Origin of the sequence: Actinoplanes sp. NPDC049598 (assembly GCF_040675435.1) — a bacterium.
Lineage (GTDB): Bacteria > Actinomycetota > Actinomycetes > Mycobacteriales > Micromonosporaceae > Actinoplanes.
In genome coordinates, this window is record NZ_JBFAOX010000043.1 from 26694 (window position 1) to 41805 (window position 15112).

The following is a 15112-nucleotide window of genomic DNA, read 5'->3' on the forward strand; positions in this document are numbered from 1 at the left end:
CGCAGTCATCGGCCTCCCTGACAAAAGTCACCCTCGCTGTCACAGCCAGCCCGCGTTCTCGGCCAGGCGGACCGCCTCCAGACGGTTGCGGGCCCCGGTCTTCTGCAGGATCACCGAGATGTAGTTGCGAACCGTCCCGGCCGTCAGATGCAGCTTGGCCGCCACCTCGGCCGAGGGCACACCCGAGGCGGCCACGCTGAGCACGTCCAGCTCCCGCTCCGACAGCGGACTGCGCGGCGCGGCCACCATGGCCACGGCTAAGTCGGCGTCGATGACGCGCTCCCCGTGCGCCACCTTCCGTACGGCCTTGACCAGCTCGCAAGGCGCGGCCCCGGTGCCGACAACGCCCCGAACGTGACCGTCCAGGGCCCGGTTGAGCTGGCCCGGCGCGTCCGGCCCGGCCAGCACCAGCATGGCGCAGCCGGGCTGCTCGGCCCCGAGGCGCGTGAACAGCCGCAGCCCATCACCGGCCAGCAGATCGACGTTGACGACAGCCACATCCGGCCGTACGGCTCGAGCCATGGCCGGCGCCTCCTCGAGGTCACCCAGCTCGGCCACGACGGCAAGGTCTTCTTCCAGGGACAGGGTCGCGGCCAGGGCGCCGCGCAACAGATTCATGGGTTCGACAAGCAGAATGCGGATCACAATGGCCTCCCAGCCACTTTCGCGGAAGGACCGGCCGCGCTCGAGGGGACCGGCCGAGGACGCGTCGCCGGGTCACAACACCGGCGCGCCCGCGAATCAGCTGGGAGGACCGCTATACCGGACCGTACGCCCGGAGGTGTTCACACTCGCCGGAAGAGCGCCCACCGCGCCCGCAAACTCAACCCGCCACGCCCCCGGCACAGTGCCCACCGAAGGCCCACCGCCAGTACCGGCGTCCCGCACATGCCCCGCCCCGGCCTCGCCGTTCTTCCCCGGCCCAGCGGGCACCGGGGGAGTGCCCGGCCCGGGACTCACCCCGGCCCGCCCGTGCCCACCGGCCGCCTGGTCACCGAGCCCGATTCGGCCTCCGGCGTCCGAGACCCCGAGCCGTTCGGAGGGAGCCATCGCCACAAGAGCCGCGGTCAACCGCCCAGCCGGGACCTGCTGCCCGGCTTCGACCTGCTGGCCGGCCACGATCTGTTGCCCGGCCCCGGCCTGTTGCTCGGTCACGGTCTCTTGCCGGGCTCCGACCTGTTGCCCGGCTCCGACCTGTTGCCCGGCTCCGACCTGTTGCCCGGCCACGATCTGTTGCCCGGCTCCGACCTGTTGCCCGGCCACGATCTGTTGCCCGGCTCGGACTGGCCGCAGCGCGGCAAGCTCCGGCAGCACGATCGGCCGCGGCGCGGCAAGCTCAGGCAGCGAGCCCGCGACCGGCTGAGCGGGACAGTCCGCCAGGGCCACCATCATGCGACGAGCGAACACGTCGCCCTGAGCCCGCAGTGTCAAGGCTTGCGTTTGCTCGCTCAGACCACCCAGCGCCGTTCGATCAAGTGAGTTGAGCGCAGAAACCTTCAGCGGCCCGGTCACGGCGACCGTGCCCCCACGCGCGATCTGCTCGACAGAGGTGAGCGTGCCGCTGGCTGGCGAAAGCTCCAGAACCCTCAGCTGCTCGGCCAGAACAGTCGTCGTGGCTCGCCCGGTCCGTTCCACTGTGGCGAGCACATCGCTGGTCGCCGCGATTCCGGATGCCCTTACTCGCCCGGTCACCGTTGTCGTTGCTGCCCGCAGCGTTGGCCGGACGGCTGTAATCGCAGGATCGTGGCTCTTCGCCGCAACTCCCTCGCTCGGGACGGCCTCAGCTACCCGGGCTGTCGCCTCGGCGCCGGGAAGCCCGCGCCGGCCATCGCCCGACGTCAGTCCAGAGTCTTTCGCCCGCTCGACCCCAGCGGCTACCGCCACGCGCGTCCCAGCAGTTCCGCTGTGACCACCCGCGGCCGCCGCCTTCCGGGCGGTCTCGCTGTGGTGAGCTGCGGCCGCCGCCTTCCGGGCGGTCTCGCTGTGGTGAGCTGCGCTCGTCGCCTTCCCGGCGGCCTCGGTGTTGCGAACGACGGTCCGTGTCTTCCCCGCAGCCTCGCTGTTGCGAACCACGGCCTGCGTCTTCAGGACGGCCCCGCTGTGCCGCGCCGCGGCCTGCGTCTTCCCGGAGGCCTCGTTGTGCCGGGCCGTGATCTTTGCCTTGCCGGCGGCCATGCTGCGGCGAACTGCGGTCTGTGTCTTCCGGGCGGCCTCGCTGTGCCGCACCGCGGTCGTCGCCTTCCCGGCGGCCTCGCTGCGGTGAACCGCCGTCGTCGCTTTCCCGGTGGTCTCGTTGTGCCGGGCCGCGGTCTTCGTCACCCCGGTGGCCTTGCTCTGGCGTGCCGTCGTCTTCGTGGCTGCGCTGGGCCGTACCGCCGCCCTGGTCTTGGCCGTGGGTGGGGCCGACGCCATTTGCGCTTTCGGGCGGGGAGTGGTGAGTGACTTCTTGGCCGGAGTTGTCAGCTTCTTGGTCGTCGGAGCCGGATGCTCCTGAGCGGCCGGGGCGGAGACCTTGGAGTTGGTGTCAACACCTTCGTGGACTGCGGTGCTGACGGGGCGTACCGGCGCATTTGAAATGGGGTTGTCGTCGGCTCGGGCGGCGTGGTCGAAGGCGGCCAGGAAGAGCCAGGCGGCCGCGGCCACGGTGATCATGAGCAGGAGGCGGGTCGCGGGGCGAGCCGCCGTACTGCCGCGCATGATCCACCTCCCACGTTGGTCCATCGATATCGGTCTACCCTACCGAAGCGGGCTGACACGCGACCGGCGTGACACTTTTGCGGGCTCGTGATCAGGGCTTATGTCGTCCCAGGTAGGGTCGCGGGCATGGCTGAGCCGGGATCTTTCGATGCTGTCCTGTTCGACTGCGACGGGGTCCTGGTCGACTCGGAGAGCATCACGAACGGGGTTCTTCGGGTGATGCTGCATGAGCTCGGGTGGGCGATCAGCCAGGAGGACTGCTTCCGGCTCTTCGTGGGGCGGGCCCTGCGCGACGAGACCGCGATCATCACCGCTCACACCGGCTTCGTCGTCACCGAGGAGTGGCTGGCGGAGTTCCGTGATCGCCGCAACGAGGCGCTGGTGTTGTCGCTGGAGCCGATCCCCGGGGCGGTGGCCGCGGTCGAGGAGATCAACACTCGGATGGGTGGGCGGATCGCCTGCGCCAGCGGGGCCGACCTCGGCAAGGTGCAGTTGCAGCTGCGCAAGGTGGGCCTCGACCGGGTCTTCGCGGGCAAGATGTTCAGCGGCATGGACCAGCCGCACAGCAAGCCGGCGCCCGATGTCTACCTGGCCGCGGCCGCGTTCCTGGGCATCGATCCGACCCGGGCCGCCGTCGTCGAGGACACGGTTCCCGGCGTGACCGCGGGCGTCGCGGCCGGTGCGACGGTGTTCGGCTTCTGCCCGCCGGACAGCCCGGCCCACCACCCGGCCGAGGCGCTGCTGGGCGCCGGAGCCACCCACATCTTCACTTCCATGGCGGATCTGCCAACTTTGGTCGCTCGCCCCGGGTACTTTCCTCTCTCCAGTAAAAAGTCATAGGCTTCGATCCTGCGCTCCAACGTCGAGGAGGGGTCATGCGGGTCGTGCTCAGATTTCTGCTGGCGGTAGTCGTGGCGGTGGGGTTCGCCGGCGCTGCCGGTCCCGCGGCGGCATCCGGACATCATCACCATCAACGGTTCAGCGCCCTGGTCTTCTCGAAGACCGCGGCCTTCCGGCACGACTCGATCCCGGCCGGCGTGGCCGCGATCCAGCAGCTCGGCGCCCGGAACCACTTCCGCGTCGACGCCACCGAGGACGCGGCCGCGTTCACCGACCGCAACCTGGCCAAGTACGACGTCGTGATCTGGCTCAGCACCACCGGGGACGTGCTCAACGACGCCCAGCAGGCCGCCTTCGAGCGCTACATCCGGCACGGCGGCGGCTACGCGGGCATCCACGCCGCCTCCGACACCGAGTACGACTGGGCCTGGTACGGCGGCCTGGTCGGCGCCTACTTCCGCGACCACCCGGGCGGCGTCAACGACCAGTTCCAGGTGGCCACGGTCAAGGTGCTCACCCGCGACACCGCCGCCACTCGCCCGCTGCCGCGCCGGTGGGAGCGCGAGGAGGAGTGGTACAACTTCCGGACCAACCCCCGAGGCGCCGTACGGGTCCTGGCCGAAGTGGACGAGAGCACGTACGACCCGCGCGGCTACAGCGTTCCCGAAGGCTCACCCGGCATGGGCCCCCACCACCCCATCTCGTGGTGCCACCCGTACCAGGGTGGACGCGCGTTCTACACCGCGATGGGCCACAAGGCCGAGTACTACTCCGACCCGCTGCTGCTGGCCCACATCCTCGGCGGCATCCGCATGGCGGCCGGCGTCGAGCGCTTCAACTGCGGCCGCTGAAAAACCGCCACATCAGGCGGTTGGCGTCGATCTCGTGGGTGACCGGGCCGTTGCCGTTGTCGATCGGCCTGCCGGGCCAGGTGTGCCCGCCGTTCGCGATCGCGTAGAGGACGGCATTCCGTCCGTACGAGATCCTCGTGACCCCTGAGGTGAGCGGGGTGGCCCGCGGGCGGGCCCGGTAGTGGTTGAGCTCGGTCCATCGGTGCAGGGCGGCGGGCACGGAGTAGCGCCAGTACTCCGAGCCGCCGCCCTCGTACGGATTGGTGGTGTCCTGGCGGCCGTGGAAGGCGATCACGGGCACCGGACGGGCCGGACTGCACGAGGCCGGGTCGGGTCTCGTGGGGTCGGCTGGATCGGGCCGGCCGGCGCGCAGACCGGCGACGGGGGCGATGGCGGCGAGGCGTTGCGGCCGTTGACAAGCGAAGGCGGAGATCATCCGGCCGCCGCCCGAGTAGCCGGTGCCGTAGATGCGGGTGCGGTCGACGCAGAGCTCGCTGGTCGCGGTGGTGATGACCCGGCCGAGGAAGGCGATGTCGTCGCGGGCGCCGGGCGGGGGCGTGACGACGCCGGGGACGTTCCAGGCGAAGCCGCCGGCGGCCGGGAGGGCGCCCGAGGGCGCCAGGACCAGGTAGTGGTCGGCGTCGGCGGCTTGCTTCATATTGCTGTACGCAAGTTGGCCGGCGCCGGTGCTCTGGGTGCCGTGCAGGTTGAGGATCGCGGGTAGGCGATCGGCGGGGCGGGCGCGGGCGGGGACGTACACGGTCACCGGAAAGTCGCGGCCCTGGAACGGGACGCTGATTGTGTGCTCGCCCGGCCCGAGGGTGCGCCGGCAGGTAAGGGAGGTGGCGGAGGCGGGCGAGGCCGGCACCGCGGCCAGCGCACAGACCGACAATGCGATCAAAGCCGAGGCAAGCTTTCTCATGCGAATCCTCTCAGCTCGGCGCGGGTCGGTGGTGACGCGCCGGCTCGCGCGACCGTGAGGGCGGCGACGAGCGCCGCACGCTCGAGAACGTCGCGAAGCGGGTCGCCGGTGATGGTCCACAGTCGGGAGCGGCCGGGTGCCCTCTCAGCGCCCAGTTGATCGGCGTCGCCATGGTGATTTACGCCGACCAGATTGCCGGCGTGTAGCGCGTCCAGCAGGCCCGACATGAAGGCGTCGCCGGCGCCCACGGTGTCGATGACGTCGACTGGGGTGGGCGGGATGGTCACGTGCAAGTTTTCCGTGACGGTGAAGGCGCCGTGCTCGCCGCGGGTGACGCAGACCAGAGCGGGTCCGGTGGCTTGCCAGCGGTGGGCGGCCTCGAGGGGCGTCTTGTTCGGGTAGAGCCAGGCCAGGTCCTCGTCGCTGGCCTTGACGACGTCGCTCAGGGCGACCAGGCGTTCGACCCGGGCGCGGGCGGTGGCGTGGTCGCCCGCGAGGGCCGGGCGGATGTTGGGGTCGTAGCTGATCGTGGTGGTGGGGCGGCGTTCTCGTAGGAGCTTCTCGATGTCGGGGGTCATGAGGGCGGCGATCGAGCCGGTGTGCAGGTGGGTCGCCGGTGTGGTGGGGGCGGGGATGTCCGGCCAGCCGACGGAGAAGTCGTAGCGGGCCGAGCCGTCGGGCCGGATCTCGGCGACGGCCCGGGAGCTCACGCCGGCGATGGGGGCCAGGAGCTCGACACCGGAAGTGGTGAGGTGGTCGCGCAGCAGGACGCCGGCCGGGTCGGCGCCGATGTGGGTCCAGAGGCCGACGTCGTGGCCGAGCCGGGCCAGACCGACGGCCACGTTGGCCGGGCTGCCGCCGGGCAGCTCGCGGCGTCGGCCACCCGGCTCCGCGATGACGTCGAGGATCGACTCGCCCGCGATCAGGAACCGCCTCATCGCGCGGCTCCGCTCGGATTCGCGGCGGCCAGGAACCGCCTCACCGCACCGCGCCGTTCGCGCAGGCGGCGGCCAGGCCGGGGGTCAGCGGAGCGCGCGGGATCAGTGTGGCCTGCACGGCGTGGTAGAGATCGGGCTTGCCCGGCCACGTCGCCTCGGCGGGGCGGTTGGCCGTGTCGAGCTCATGCCACCAGGAGCCCAGCTTGCGGTCGATCAAGTGCTCCCGGATGTACGCGGACCAGATCGCGAACCACTCGGCGTAGACCGGTTCCCCGGTGCGCTGGTGCAGGGCGGCGGCCGCGGCGATCCCCTCGGCCGCCACCCAGTGCATTCGCTGCCGAACCACGGGCGTACCTCTCCAGTCTGTGGTGTAGACGAAGCCCGGCGCGCCGTCGACCGCCCACCCGTCCGCGACGGCCTGCGCGAACAAGGACTTCGCCGCCGGCCGCAGCCACTCGCCGGCCGCGGACCCGAGGGTGGCCTCGAGGTGCAGGATGAGGCGGGACCATTCGAGGGCGTGACCGACCGTGGCTCCGTACGGCTTGAAAGGGTCCTGGGGTTGCTCGCTGTGGAAGTCGAGCCGAGGCCTCCACTGGGCGTCGTAGTGCTCGGGCAGCCGCCACCCGTGCTCGCGGCCCCAGCCGACGGCCCGCTCGGTGATGCTCAGCGCCCGATGCAGGTGCTCCTTCTGGCCCGTGACGTCGTAGGCGGCCAGCATCGCCTCGACCGCGTGCATGTTGGCGTTCAGCCCGCGGTAGTCGTCGAGACGCTCCCACCCGGTGTCCCCCTCATCGGCGAACATCCCCTGCTCGGCGTCCCAGAACCGCTGCACGAGAGTGGCCAGCGCTTCGTCCAGGAGCTCCTGCGCTCCGGGCCGCTGGGCCAGGGTGCCCGAGGCAGCGGCCAGAACGACGAAGGTGTGGTCGTAACAGGACTCGCCGGCGGCCGGCTTCCCGTCGCGGTCGACTGAGGGATGCCAGCCACCGTGACTGCGATCGCGCAGGACCGGTCCGCGGGGCTCAGCCCCCGCTCCGGCCCCGGTTCCGGCCCCGGCCGCGGTCAGGCCGGCGAAGGCGGCGTCGGCGAGCGCCCCGGCCCCCGGCACGCCGAGCAGATCGGCGAGACTGTAGACATGGGCCATCCGCGCCGTGATCCAGGTCAGCACCGGCCGGTCGAGATCAGGCGTGCCATCCACCCGCAGCCAGGCCGCCCCACCAAGCGGATGCGGGAACTCCCGGCCGAAGTTGAGCAGGCGCCCCGTTTCCTGGGGAAGCCAGCTGAGGTCGAGCGTCAACGGGTCCAACTCCTTCGCTGAAGACTGCGCCCAGCATGAAGTTCCAACACCGATCATGTCAACATTAGTTTATTAATCTAATTTATGACCGAGCGGAGGGCGGCAGGGCCTAAGCGAGGGCGGCGGCTAGCGGTAGGGCCCCAGCGTGAGCGGAGGGCTGGCGGCAGGGGCCGAGACGCGGGTGGAGGGCTGGCGGCTGGGGCTCAGGGCGCGGGCGGAGGGCTGGCGGCACGGGGCGAGGGGCTGGTGGCCGGGGCTAAAGCGCGGCCGGAGGGTCACAACGTGAGCGGCAGGCCGGCGGCAGCGGCGCAGGGCGAAGTCGCTCGCGCCGTGATCGCCGCAGGAGGGTGGTCGGGCTTTTCTGCCCGCTTAACAGCTGGTCAGCGGCTCACCTTGGCGTCGCGCTTGGTTTCGTACATGGCGGTGTCGGCGGTTTCGAGCAGCGTGCCGGCGGCGGCCGACGGGCCGGTGGCTACGCCGATGCTGGCGCCTACGGTGAGCTCTTGGCCGGCGATCGGCATGGGGGCGGCGATGGCGGCGCGGACCCTCGCGGCCGTGGTCTCGGCCTCGGTGGCGGTGACGGGGTGCAGGATGATGGCGAACTCGTCGCCGCCCAGGCGGGCGACCAGGTCCGTGTCGCGGACGCAGGCGGTCAGGCGGCGGGCGACGGTGGCCAGGACTTCGTCGCCGGCCTGGTGGCCGAGGGTGTCGTTGATGGGTTTGAAGTCGTTGAGGTCGATGGCCAGCATGCCGGTGGTCTCGGCCGGGCCGTGGGCGATCCGGTCGAGTTCCTCGGTGAAGCGCAGGCGGTTGGCCAGACCGGTGAGCTGGTCGTGGGTGGCCTGGTGACGGAGCTGGAGTTCCAGGCCGCGGGCTTCGGTGATGTCGCGGGCGTTGGCGATGAAACCGCCGACGCTGGGGTCGTCCAGGCGGTTGGTGCTGACCAGTTCCAGCCAGCGCCAGGTGCCGTCGCTGTGCCGGACGCGGGCGCGCCAGGGCACGCCGATCTCCGGGTCGGCGGCCGAGCGGAGGGCGACGTCCTGCATCAGGGGCAGGTCGTCGGGGTGGACGATCTCGGACGGGCGGGTGCCGATGAGGGATTCCGGGGTTCGGCCGAGGACGCGCTGCAGGGCCGGGCTGGCGTACGTGAACAGGCCCGCCCGGTCGACGATCAGGGTCACGTCCGAGGAGAACCGGACGAGCGCGCGGAACCGCTGCTCCTGCCGGCTGACCTCGGTGACCAGGGTGTCGACGTCGGCGAAGGTGACCAGCTGACGGGCGATGATCAGGGTGGTCACCAGGGCCACCCCGATGACGCCGCCGGCCAGGGGCGCGGGCAGGCCGGAGCGGAGAAGCAGCACGATCATCAGGAGTTGGGCCGCGGCGGCCGCCGCGTACGGCACGCGACTGTGCCGGCGCCCCGACGGCCGGACGTCACCGCCGGAGCGTACGCCCAGCTCCTGGAACCTGGCGCAAGCGGCGAAGAGCACGCAGGGCAGCAGCCGGCTGGCCATGAAGAAATGCAGTGACCAGGACTCCTCGGCCGGCGGTGGCACGACGATGCCGGCGGCGACCAGCGCGGCGCCCAGCCCGCCACTGAACGCGGCGGCCGGGGTGAACGGCGGGTTGGCCGCCAGCACGAGCTTGACGACGCCGAAGGCGGCCACCAGCAGCACGGCCGCGCTGACCGTGAACAGCAGCAGTTCCGGGCCGCCGAGCCGGCCGACGTCGGGCACCAGCAGGGTCCACACGAACACGGCGGCGGCGATCATCGTGGCGCCGGCGTCGAGCCAGAACCGCAGCCGCTCCCGGCGCAGGCCGCGGATCGGGTGGGTCAGCATGGCCCAGACCGGGCAGCACACGCCCGCCGCGACCAGGGCCAGTTGCACATTGCCGGAGGCGAGGATCTCAGGACCGATCAAGCCCAGGTTCTGTACGGCTTGTGCACCGTCACCGAGGGTGAGAAGCCCGCCCGCCAGCGCCATGGAACGCCAGAACCGCCGTGTCGTGGCCGGGATGCCGGGCACCCGCACCACGCGGTAGGCGCCGACCATCATGACGACGTCGAGCGCGACCTGGATCGGCCAGAACGCGGCCAGCCGCAGCCAGCTGCCCCCGAACGGCAGCAGATAGCCGAACAGGACGAGCGCGGCCACGGCGAGCAGCCCGGTCAGCACCGGGTCGCGGGTTTTGGTCACGTTCATTCCTCACCTCATCGGCCGGTCGCCGAGCGAGATGAGAAAGGCGGCCCGGCGGGAGGACGCCGGGCCGCCTCGGGTCAGAGCTTGACCTCGCCCTGGTTGAACACGCGGGGCAGGAAGTACGAGGCCTGGATCTCGGCGTTGCTGTTGCTGCCGCGCAGCTGCTCCGACCAGATCATGAACCAGGCCCACTTGGGCTGGCTGTCGAGCAGGGCCGCCGTCGGGACCTTGCCCATCTCGGCGATCGCGATCGGCTTGCTCCCGGCGATCGACTGGATCTGCGAGTAGTCGCTGCTCGACGGGTAGTTCTTGTACCAGGCGTCGAGGGTGACGACGTCGACGTAGTTGCTGCCGGGGTAGTAGCTGGCCCAGCCGCCGGCCGGGTTGTCCTGCACGTTCCAGACCCAGATGAGGTTGTCCAGGCCCTGGCTGTCGAAGTAGTCCTTCATCTGCTGGAACAGCTTGGCCGAGCCGTTGGCGCCGGGGCGGTGGCCCCACCAGTTCCAGGTCTCGTTCATCTCGTGGAACGGCCGCCACAGCACGGGGATGCCGGCGTCCTTGAGCTGCTTCAGATAGGGCACGACGGCGGCCATCCGGCTGCGCCACGTGTTGCTGAGCGTGGTGCCACCGGTGACGATCTGCTGGAACTGCGCGTCGCTGATGCCGGTTTTGACGCCACCGTCGAAGTTGCAGGTGGCGCCGACCGTGGGGGAGCAGGCATGCCAGGTCAACGCGACCAGCGACCCGTTGGCCCACTCGGTCTTGGCCTGGTTGATCACGCTCTGCCGGTTGGCGACGTCGCTCGAGGTGAACATCATGTCGCCACCCCAGAGCCCGGGCCACTGCCCGGTGATGTCATGCACCTGCTGCGTGTACTGCCCGGGCGAAGTAGCGGGCTCCTTGTTGTGCTGACCACTGACAATGTTCTTCCCGGTGATCGACTTCAGATAGTTGATCACCGTCGACTTCGGCGTCGCCGCAAAGGCATCAGCCGTGCCGCTGGTAGCCACCGCGGCCACCACCGCAACCGTGGCCACAAGCGTCGCCGTGAGGGCGGCGACGGAAATTCGGCGGGCTTTCATGGGGAGTGGTCCTCCTCGGGGGACGGAGTGGGCACCGCCTGGGGGATCGACGGCAAGCCCATGTCTAGCCCCCGCCTTTCGAACGTGTCAACAGTTACATAAATAATTTAAAATAGGACGTCGCCGTACGCCTGTGTGAGTGCCCCAACGCGCTGAACAGGCCGGGCCCGCGCGCCGCGCCAATCGCGGCGGCGGCCGAATCGACTGAGGCCGCGCCGCGACGGGCTGCCCAGAACTTGCTCAGCGGGCCGCTCCCCGGCTCGGCGGGATGCGCGGCGGCGTGGCGGGATGCGCGGTGGCGTGGCGGGCTGCGCGGTGGCGTGGCGGGCTGCGCGGCGGCGTGGCGGGATGCGCGGCGGCGTGGCGGGATGCGCGGTGGCGTGGCGGGATGCGCGGTGGCGTGGCGGGATGCGCGGCGGCGCCGCGCCCGCGTCGGCGTTGCCAAGCTGCGCCGCGCCGCGCCAGAAATTGCATTCGCGCTTCCGGTCGTGCCGGTACAGATTGCGCCGGGCTCGGGGGAAGCCGCGCCACCTGCATCGGGACGCCGACGGTGCCGCCCTGATCGGACTGCGCCGCTTCCCTTCGGGCAAGAAACGCGCGAGCCGGACCGCGCGGACCGTGTTGACTGTTGACGTGTTGATCGGGCCGCGCCGCACTGACCGCACTGACCGCAAGCCGGACTGCCTTGACCGCCGGCCGCGTTGACCGCGCCGAGCTGGGCTGACCGTATTGACCGCGCCGGCCGCGCCGTGCCGCGCCGCGCGCACCGGCCGCGCCGCACCGGCCGCGCCGTGCTGACCGCGCCGGCCGCGCCGCGCCGTGCTGACCGCGCCGGCCGCGCCGCACCGTGCTGACCGCGCCGGCCGCGCCGCACCGGCCGCGCCGTGCTGACCGCGCCGGCCGCCCCGACCGTGCTGACCGCAGGGGCTGGGCTGACCGCACCGGCCGCGCTCGTCGCAACGGCCGCACCGGCTGCGCTGCCGCACTGAAGGCGCGGTCCCGCCGACTGCACCAGTCCCGCTGATCGCACGTGGTCGGGCTGTGCCGTCGAGGCGCCCGTCGGGGCGGTCGCCCTGTGTGTGGTTGCGCCGGGTGTTCTGGCGGTAGGCGAGGGGCCTGCTCACCAGCATCGGAGCGATGAGGCTTCAAAATAAATTAGTAATCTAATCTTGACAGGGGTGTAACGGGCGTCTCATGCTGGGCGCCAACCCGGGCGGTGAAGCACCCGCCCTGATCGGACCCCCTAAAGTGGACGGAATCAGCATGATCAATAGACGGCACTTTCTTGGTTTGGGCGCTGCGGCCACCATCGCGCTGGTTGCCGGGTGTACCGGTGGGGCGGGGAGCGACGACGCGGGGTCGGCGGGGGACTTCTCGGGGGACGTCAAGGGGTCGATCACGGTACTGACCAACCGGACTGATTTGGCCGGCACGACGCTGCCGGAGTACGCCAAGAAGTTCACCGCCAAGTACCCGGGGACGACCGTTCAGTTCCAGGGCGTCACCAACTACGAGGGTGACGTCACCACGCAGCTCAGCGGCGGCGACTACGGCGACGTCCTGCTGATCCCGAACAGCGTGGCCCGGGACGAGCTGGGCCAGTTCTTCGAGCCGCTCGGCACCGTCGACGAGCTCAAGAAGACGTACCGCTTCACCGACGAGAAGGCGTACGACGGGCAGGTCTACGGCCTGTCGCTCGGTGGTATCGCCAAGGGGCTCGTGGTCAACAAGAAGGTGTGGGCCGCCGCCGGCATCACCGCGCCGCCGAAGACGCCGGAGGAGTTCATTGCCGGGCTGAAGGCGATCAAGCAGAACGGCGCGACGCCGTACTACACGAACTACAAGGATGGCTGGCCGCTCAGCGAGTTCAACAACCAGCGCGGCATCCTCGACCAGCTGGACATCAACGACAAGTTCCCGCAGGACGCGTCGCCGTGGGACGCCGGCAAGGTGCAGTACCTCACCGACGGCCTGCTCTACGACATCGTGCACGACGGGCTCAGCGAGAAGGATCCGCTGACGACCAACTGGGAGAACTCGAAGCCGATGCTGGCCACCGGCAAGACGGCGGCCATGCTGCTCGGCTCGTGGGCCGTGCCGCAGATGCAGGAGGCGGCGAAAACCTCCGGGGTCAGCCCGGACGACATCGCGCTGTGGCCGTTCCCGTACCAGACGGGCGGCAAGTTCCACGCGCAGATCACCGGCGACTACTCGGCCGCGGTCAGCAAGAACTCGAAGAACAAGGCGACCGCCAAGGCGTTCCTGGACTGGTTCGTCAACGAGTCCGGCTTCGCGGCCGACCAGCAGGCCATCCCGACCCCGCTCAGTCAGCCCATGCCCAAGGTGATCCAGGACTTCGAGGCCACCGGTGTCGAGCTGCTCAGCATCCCGGCCGCGACGACGACCAGCGGCAAGGAGGACGAGATCATCAAGGAGTCGGAGATCGACCTGACCGGTAACATCTACCGGCAGAAGCTGGTCGACATCGCGCGCGGCGCGGCCAAGGGCGACAAGAACTCGTACTTCGCCGACCTGAACAAGCGGTGGGGTGCGGCGCAGTCCAAGGTGATGAAGTGACCGCACAGGTCCTCAAGGGAGCGATTGCGGTCGACAAAACAAAGACGAGGAAGCGAAAGACAAGCAGCCCCTGGCTTTACCTGGCACCGGCGCTGATCCTGCTCATCACGTTCACGTACGTGCCGGTCGGCAACATGATCTGGTACAGCTTCCACAGCTGGGACGGCCTGCGGCCGACGATGGAGCCGGTCGGGCTGGACAATTACGTCCGGGTCTTCACCGACGAGCAGTACTGGCGGGTCTTCCTGATCAGCCTCTACTACTTCGCGGCCTCGTTCGTGCAGATCGGCATCGCCCTGTATTTCGCGGTGATCCTGTCGTTCAGCACCCGGTTCCGCAACCTGTTCAAGGGCCTCATCTTCTTCCCGTACCTGCTCAACGGGGTCGCCGTCGGCTTCGTCTTCCTCTATTTCTTCCAGCCCGGCGGCACCTTGGACACGCTGCTCGGCGGCCACACCCCGCTGTGGCTGGGCGATCCCGACGTCGCGAACTTCTCGCTGGCCGGCACCTCGGTCTGGCGGTTCACCGGGCTCACCTTCGTGCTGTTCCTCGGGGCCATCCAGTCCATCCCGGGGGAGATCTACGAGGCGGCGGAAATCGACGGCGCGAACCGGTGGCACCAGTTCCGGCACATCATCGCGCCCGGCATCAAGCGGATCATCAGCCTGTCCTTCATCCTGGCCATTTCCGGGAGTCTGTCGGCTTTTGAGATCCCGTTCATCATGACCGGCGGGGCGAACGGCACGGCCACCTTCGTCGTGCAGGCGTACCAGACCGCCTTCGGTTTCCGGAAGATCGGGCTGGCCTCGGCCATGGCGGTGGTTCTGCTGCTGATCGTTCTGCTGGTCACGTGGATCCAGCGCCGGATCGTCCCGGACGAGGAAGTGACCCTGTCATGAGCAAAGTCGCCAAGTACGCCTCGTTGATCGGCGCTTCGCTGGTCGTGCTCATTCCGCTTGTGGTGGTGCTGTTCGCCTCGTTCAAGACGCACGCCGAATACGCGACCAGCGGGCCGCTGACTCCGCCGCGGAACTGGTTCAACTTCGACAACTTCGCCACGGCCTGGACGAACGGGCACATGCTGCGCGGCTTCGTGAACACCACCATCATCCTGGTCGTCTCGCTGGTGGGCACGGTCGCGGTGGGCACGCTGGCGGCGTACGCCATCAGTCGCTTCTCCTTTCCTTTCAAGCGCCTGGTGCTGGGGCTGTTCCTGGTGGCGGCGCTCGTGCCCGGCGTGACGACCCAGGTCGCGACCTATCAGATCGTGAAGTCGATGGGCCTGGTGGACACGCTCGGGTCGGCCATCGTGCTGTTCCTGGGCACCGACATCGTCTCCATCTACATCTTCATCCAATTCATCCAGTCCATTCCGAAGAGCCTGGACGAGGCTGCGGTGATCGACGGGGCGTCGCGCTTCACGGTCTACCGCAGGGTGATCCTGCCGTTGATGAAGCCGGCCATCGCCACCGTCGTCATCATCAAGGGCATCGCGGTCTACAACGAGTTCTACATTCCGTTCCTCTATCTGCGCTCGCCCGAGCTGAACGTCATCTCGACCGCGCTGTTCCGCTTCAAGGGCCCGTACGGCGCGCAGTGGGAGACCATCGCCGCCTGCACGATGATCGTGATCATTCCGACCGTCGTGGTCTTCCTTCTGCTGCAGCGCTTCATCTACAACGGCGTCACCGCCGGAGCAACCAAGTGAGA

General features: G+C 69.7%; 12 protein-coding genes. 6 read left to right on the top strand and 6 right to left on the bottom strand.

The features are described 5' to 3' along the window. Window positions 1–39: 39 nt before the first annotated feature. Window positions 40–645 (bottom strand): response regulator transcription factor, encoded by a 606-nt coding sequence (locus AB0J66_RS47355; RefSeq protein WP_364675413.1) that lies wholly within the window; start codon window positions 643–645, stop codon window positions 40–42. Between the two features lie 327 nt (window positions 646–972). Between AB0J66_RS47355 and AB0J66_RS47360 the strand changes: the two genes are divergently transcribed. The 3 genes from AB0J66_RS47360 (at window position 973) to AB0J66_RS47370 (ending at window position 4388) form a co-directional block, all read left to right on the top strand. Next, a complete protein-coding gene (locus tag AB0J66_RS47360) occupies window positions 973–1479 on the top strand; it encodes a hypothetical protein (RefSeq protein ID WP_364675414.1) in 507 nt (168 codons plus the stop codon). A gap of 1344 nt (window positions 1480–2823) precedes the next feature. Next, complete coding sequence (locus AB0J66_RS47365; protein ID WP_364675417.1) at window positions 2824–3537, top strand: HAD family phosphatase; 714 nt, start codon at window positions 2824–2826, stop codon at window positions 3535–3537. Between the two features lie 35 nt (window positions 3538–3572). Then, window positions 3573–4388 (top strand): ThuA domain-containing protein, encoded by an 816-nt coding sequence (locus AB0J66_RS47370; protein WP_364675419.1) that lies wholly within the window; start codon window positions 3573–3575, stop codon window positions 4386–4388. On the opposite strand, the gene AB0J66_RS47375 is transcribed toward AB0J66_RS47370, so the two are convergent. The 5 genes from AB0J66_RS47375 to AB0J66_RS47395 all read right to left on the bottom strand — a co-directional run bounded on the left by AB0J66_RS47375 (window position 4372) and on the right by AB0J66_RS47395 (window position 10825). After that, complete coding sequence (locus tag AB0J66_RS47375) at window positions 4372–5310, bottom strand: polyhydroxybutyrate depolymerase (RefSeq protein ID WP_364675420.1); 939 nt, start codon at window positions 5308–5310, stop codon at window positions 4372–4374. The genes AB0J66_RS47370 and AB0J66_RS47375 overlap by 17 nt on opposite strands. Next, the gene (locus AB0J66_RS47380) at window positions 5307–6248 is read right to left on the bottom strand and encodes a carbohydrate kinase (RefSeq protein ID WP_364675423.1); all 942 of its coding nucleotides are present in this window, start codon (window positions 6246–6248) and stop codon (window positions 5307–5309) included. The genes AB0J66_RS47375 and AB0J66_RS47380 overlap by 4 nt, the downstream gene beginning before the upstream one ends. A 40-nt stretch (window positions 6249–6288) precedes the next feature. After that, the gene (locus AB0J66_RS47385) at window positions 6289–7542 is read right to left on the bottom strand and encodes an AGE family epimerase/isomerase (protein WP_364675425.1); all 1254 of its coding nucleotides are present in this window, start codon (window positions 7540–7542) and stop codon (window positions 6289–6291) included. Window positions 7543–7922: 380 nt separating this feature from the next. Then, window positions 7923–9740 carry a diguanylate cyclase gene (locus AB0J66_RS47390; protein ID WP_364675428.1) on the bottom strand — a complete coding sequence of 606 codons (1818 nt, stop codon included), beginning with the start codon at window positions 9738–9740 and terminating at the stop codon, window positions 7923–7925. 80 nt (window positions 9741–9820) lie between these two features. After that, window positions 9821–10825 carry a glycosyl hydrolase gene (locus AB0J66_RS47395; protein ID WP_364675431.1) on the bottom strand — a complete coding sequence of 335 codons (1005 nt, stop codon included), beginning with the start codon at window positions 10823–10825 and terminating at the stop codon, window positions 9821–9823. Between the two features lie 1263 nt (window positions 10826–12088). Between AB0J66_RS47395 and AB0J66_RS47400 the strand changes: the two genes are divergently transcribed. Genes AB0J66_RS47400 through AB0J66_RS47410 form a run of 3 tightly spaced genes read left to right on the top strand, consistent with a single transcriptional unit; the run spans window position 12089 to window position 15110 of the window. After that, the gene (locus AB0J66_RS47400) at window positions 12089–13402 is read left to right on the top strand and encodes an ABC transporter substrate-binding protein (protein WP_364675432.1); all 1314 of its coding nucleotides are present in this window, start codon (window positions 12089–12091) and stop codon (window positions 13400–13402) included. Next, window positions 13399–14301: a sugar ABC transporter permease gene (locus AB0J66_RS47405; RefSeq protein ID WP_364675435.1), complete on the top strand. Its 903-nt coding sequence runs from the start codon at window positions 13399–13401 to the stop codon at window positions 14299–14301. Before AB0J66_RS47400 ends, AB0J66_RS47405 begins: the two co-directional genes overlap by 4 nt. Beyond that, window positions 14298–15110 (top strand): carbohydrate ABC transporter permease, encoded by an 813-nt coding sequence (locus AB0J66_RS47410; RefSeq protein WP_364675437.1) that lies wholly within the window; start codon window positions 14298–14300, stop codon window positions 15108–15110. The genes AB0J66_RS47405 and AB0J66_RS47410 overlap by 4 nt, the downstream gene beginning before the upstream one ends. The last annotated feature ends 2 nt before the right edge of the window (window positions 15111–15112 follow it).

Coding starts and splice junctions, on each gene's coding strand:
- AB0J66_RS47395 (WP_364675431.1), bottom strand. CDS start 10,825: ATGAAAGCCCGCCGAATTTCCGTCGCCGCCCTCACGGCGACGCTTGTG.
- AB0J66_RS47365 (WP_364675417.1), top strand. CDS start 2,824: ATGGCTGAGCCGGGATCTTTCGATGCTGTCCTGTTCGACTGCGACGGG.
- AB0J66_RS47380 (WP_364675423.1), bottom strand. CDS start 6,248: ATGAGGCGGTTCCTGATCGCGGGCGAGTCGATCCTCGACGTCATCGCG.
- AB0J66_RS47410 (WP_364675437.1), top strand. CDS start 14,298: ATGAGCAAAGTCGCCAAGTACGCCTCGTTGATCGGCGCTTCGCTGGTC.
- AB0J66_RS47370 (WP_364675419.1), top strand. CDS start 3,573: ATGCGGGTCGTGCTCAGATTTCTGCTGGCGGTAGTCGTGGCGGTGGGG.
- AB0J66_RS47375 (WP_364675420.1), bottom strand. CDS start 5,310: ATGAGAAAGCTTGCCTCGGCTTTGATCGCATTGTCGGTCTGTGCGCTG.
- AB0J66_RS47400 (WP_364675432.1), top strand. CDS start 12,089: ATGATCAATAGACGGCACTTTCTTGGTTTGGGCGCTGCGGCCACCATC.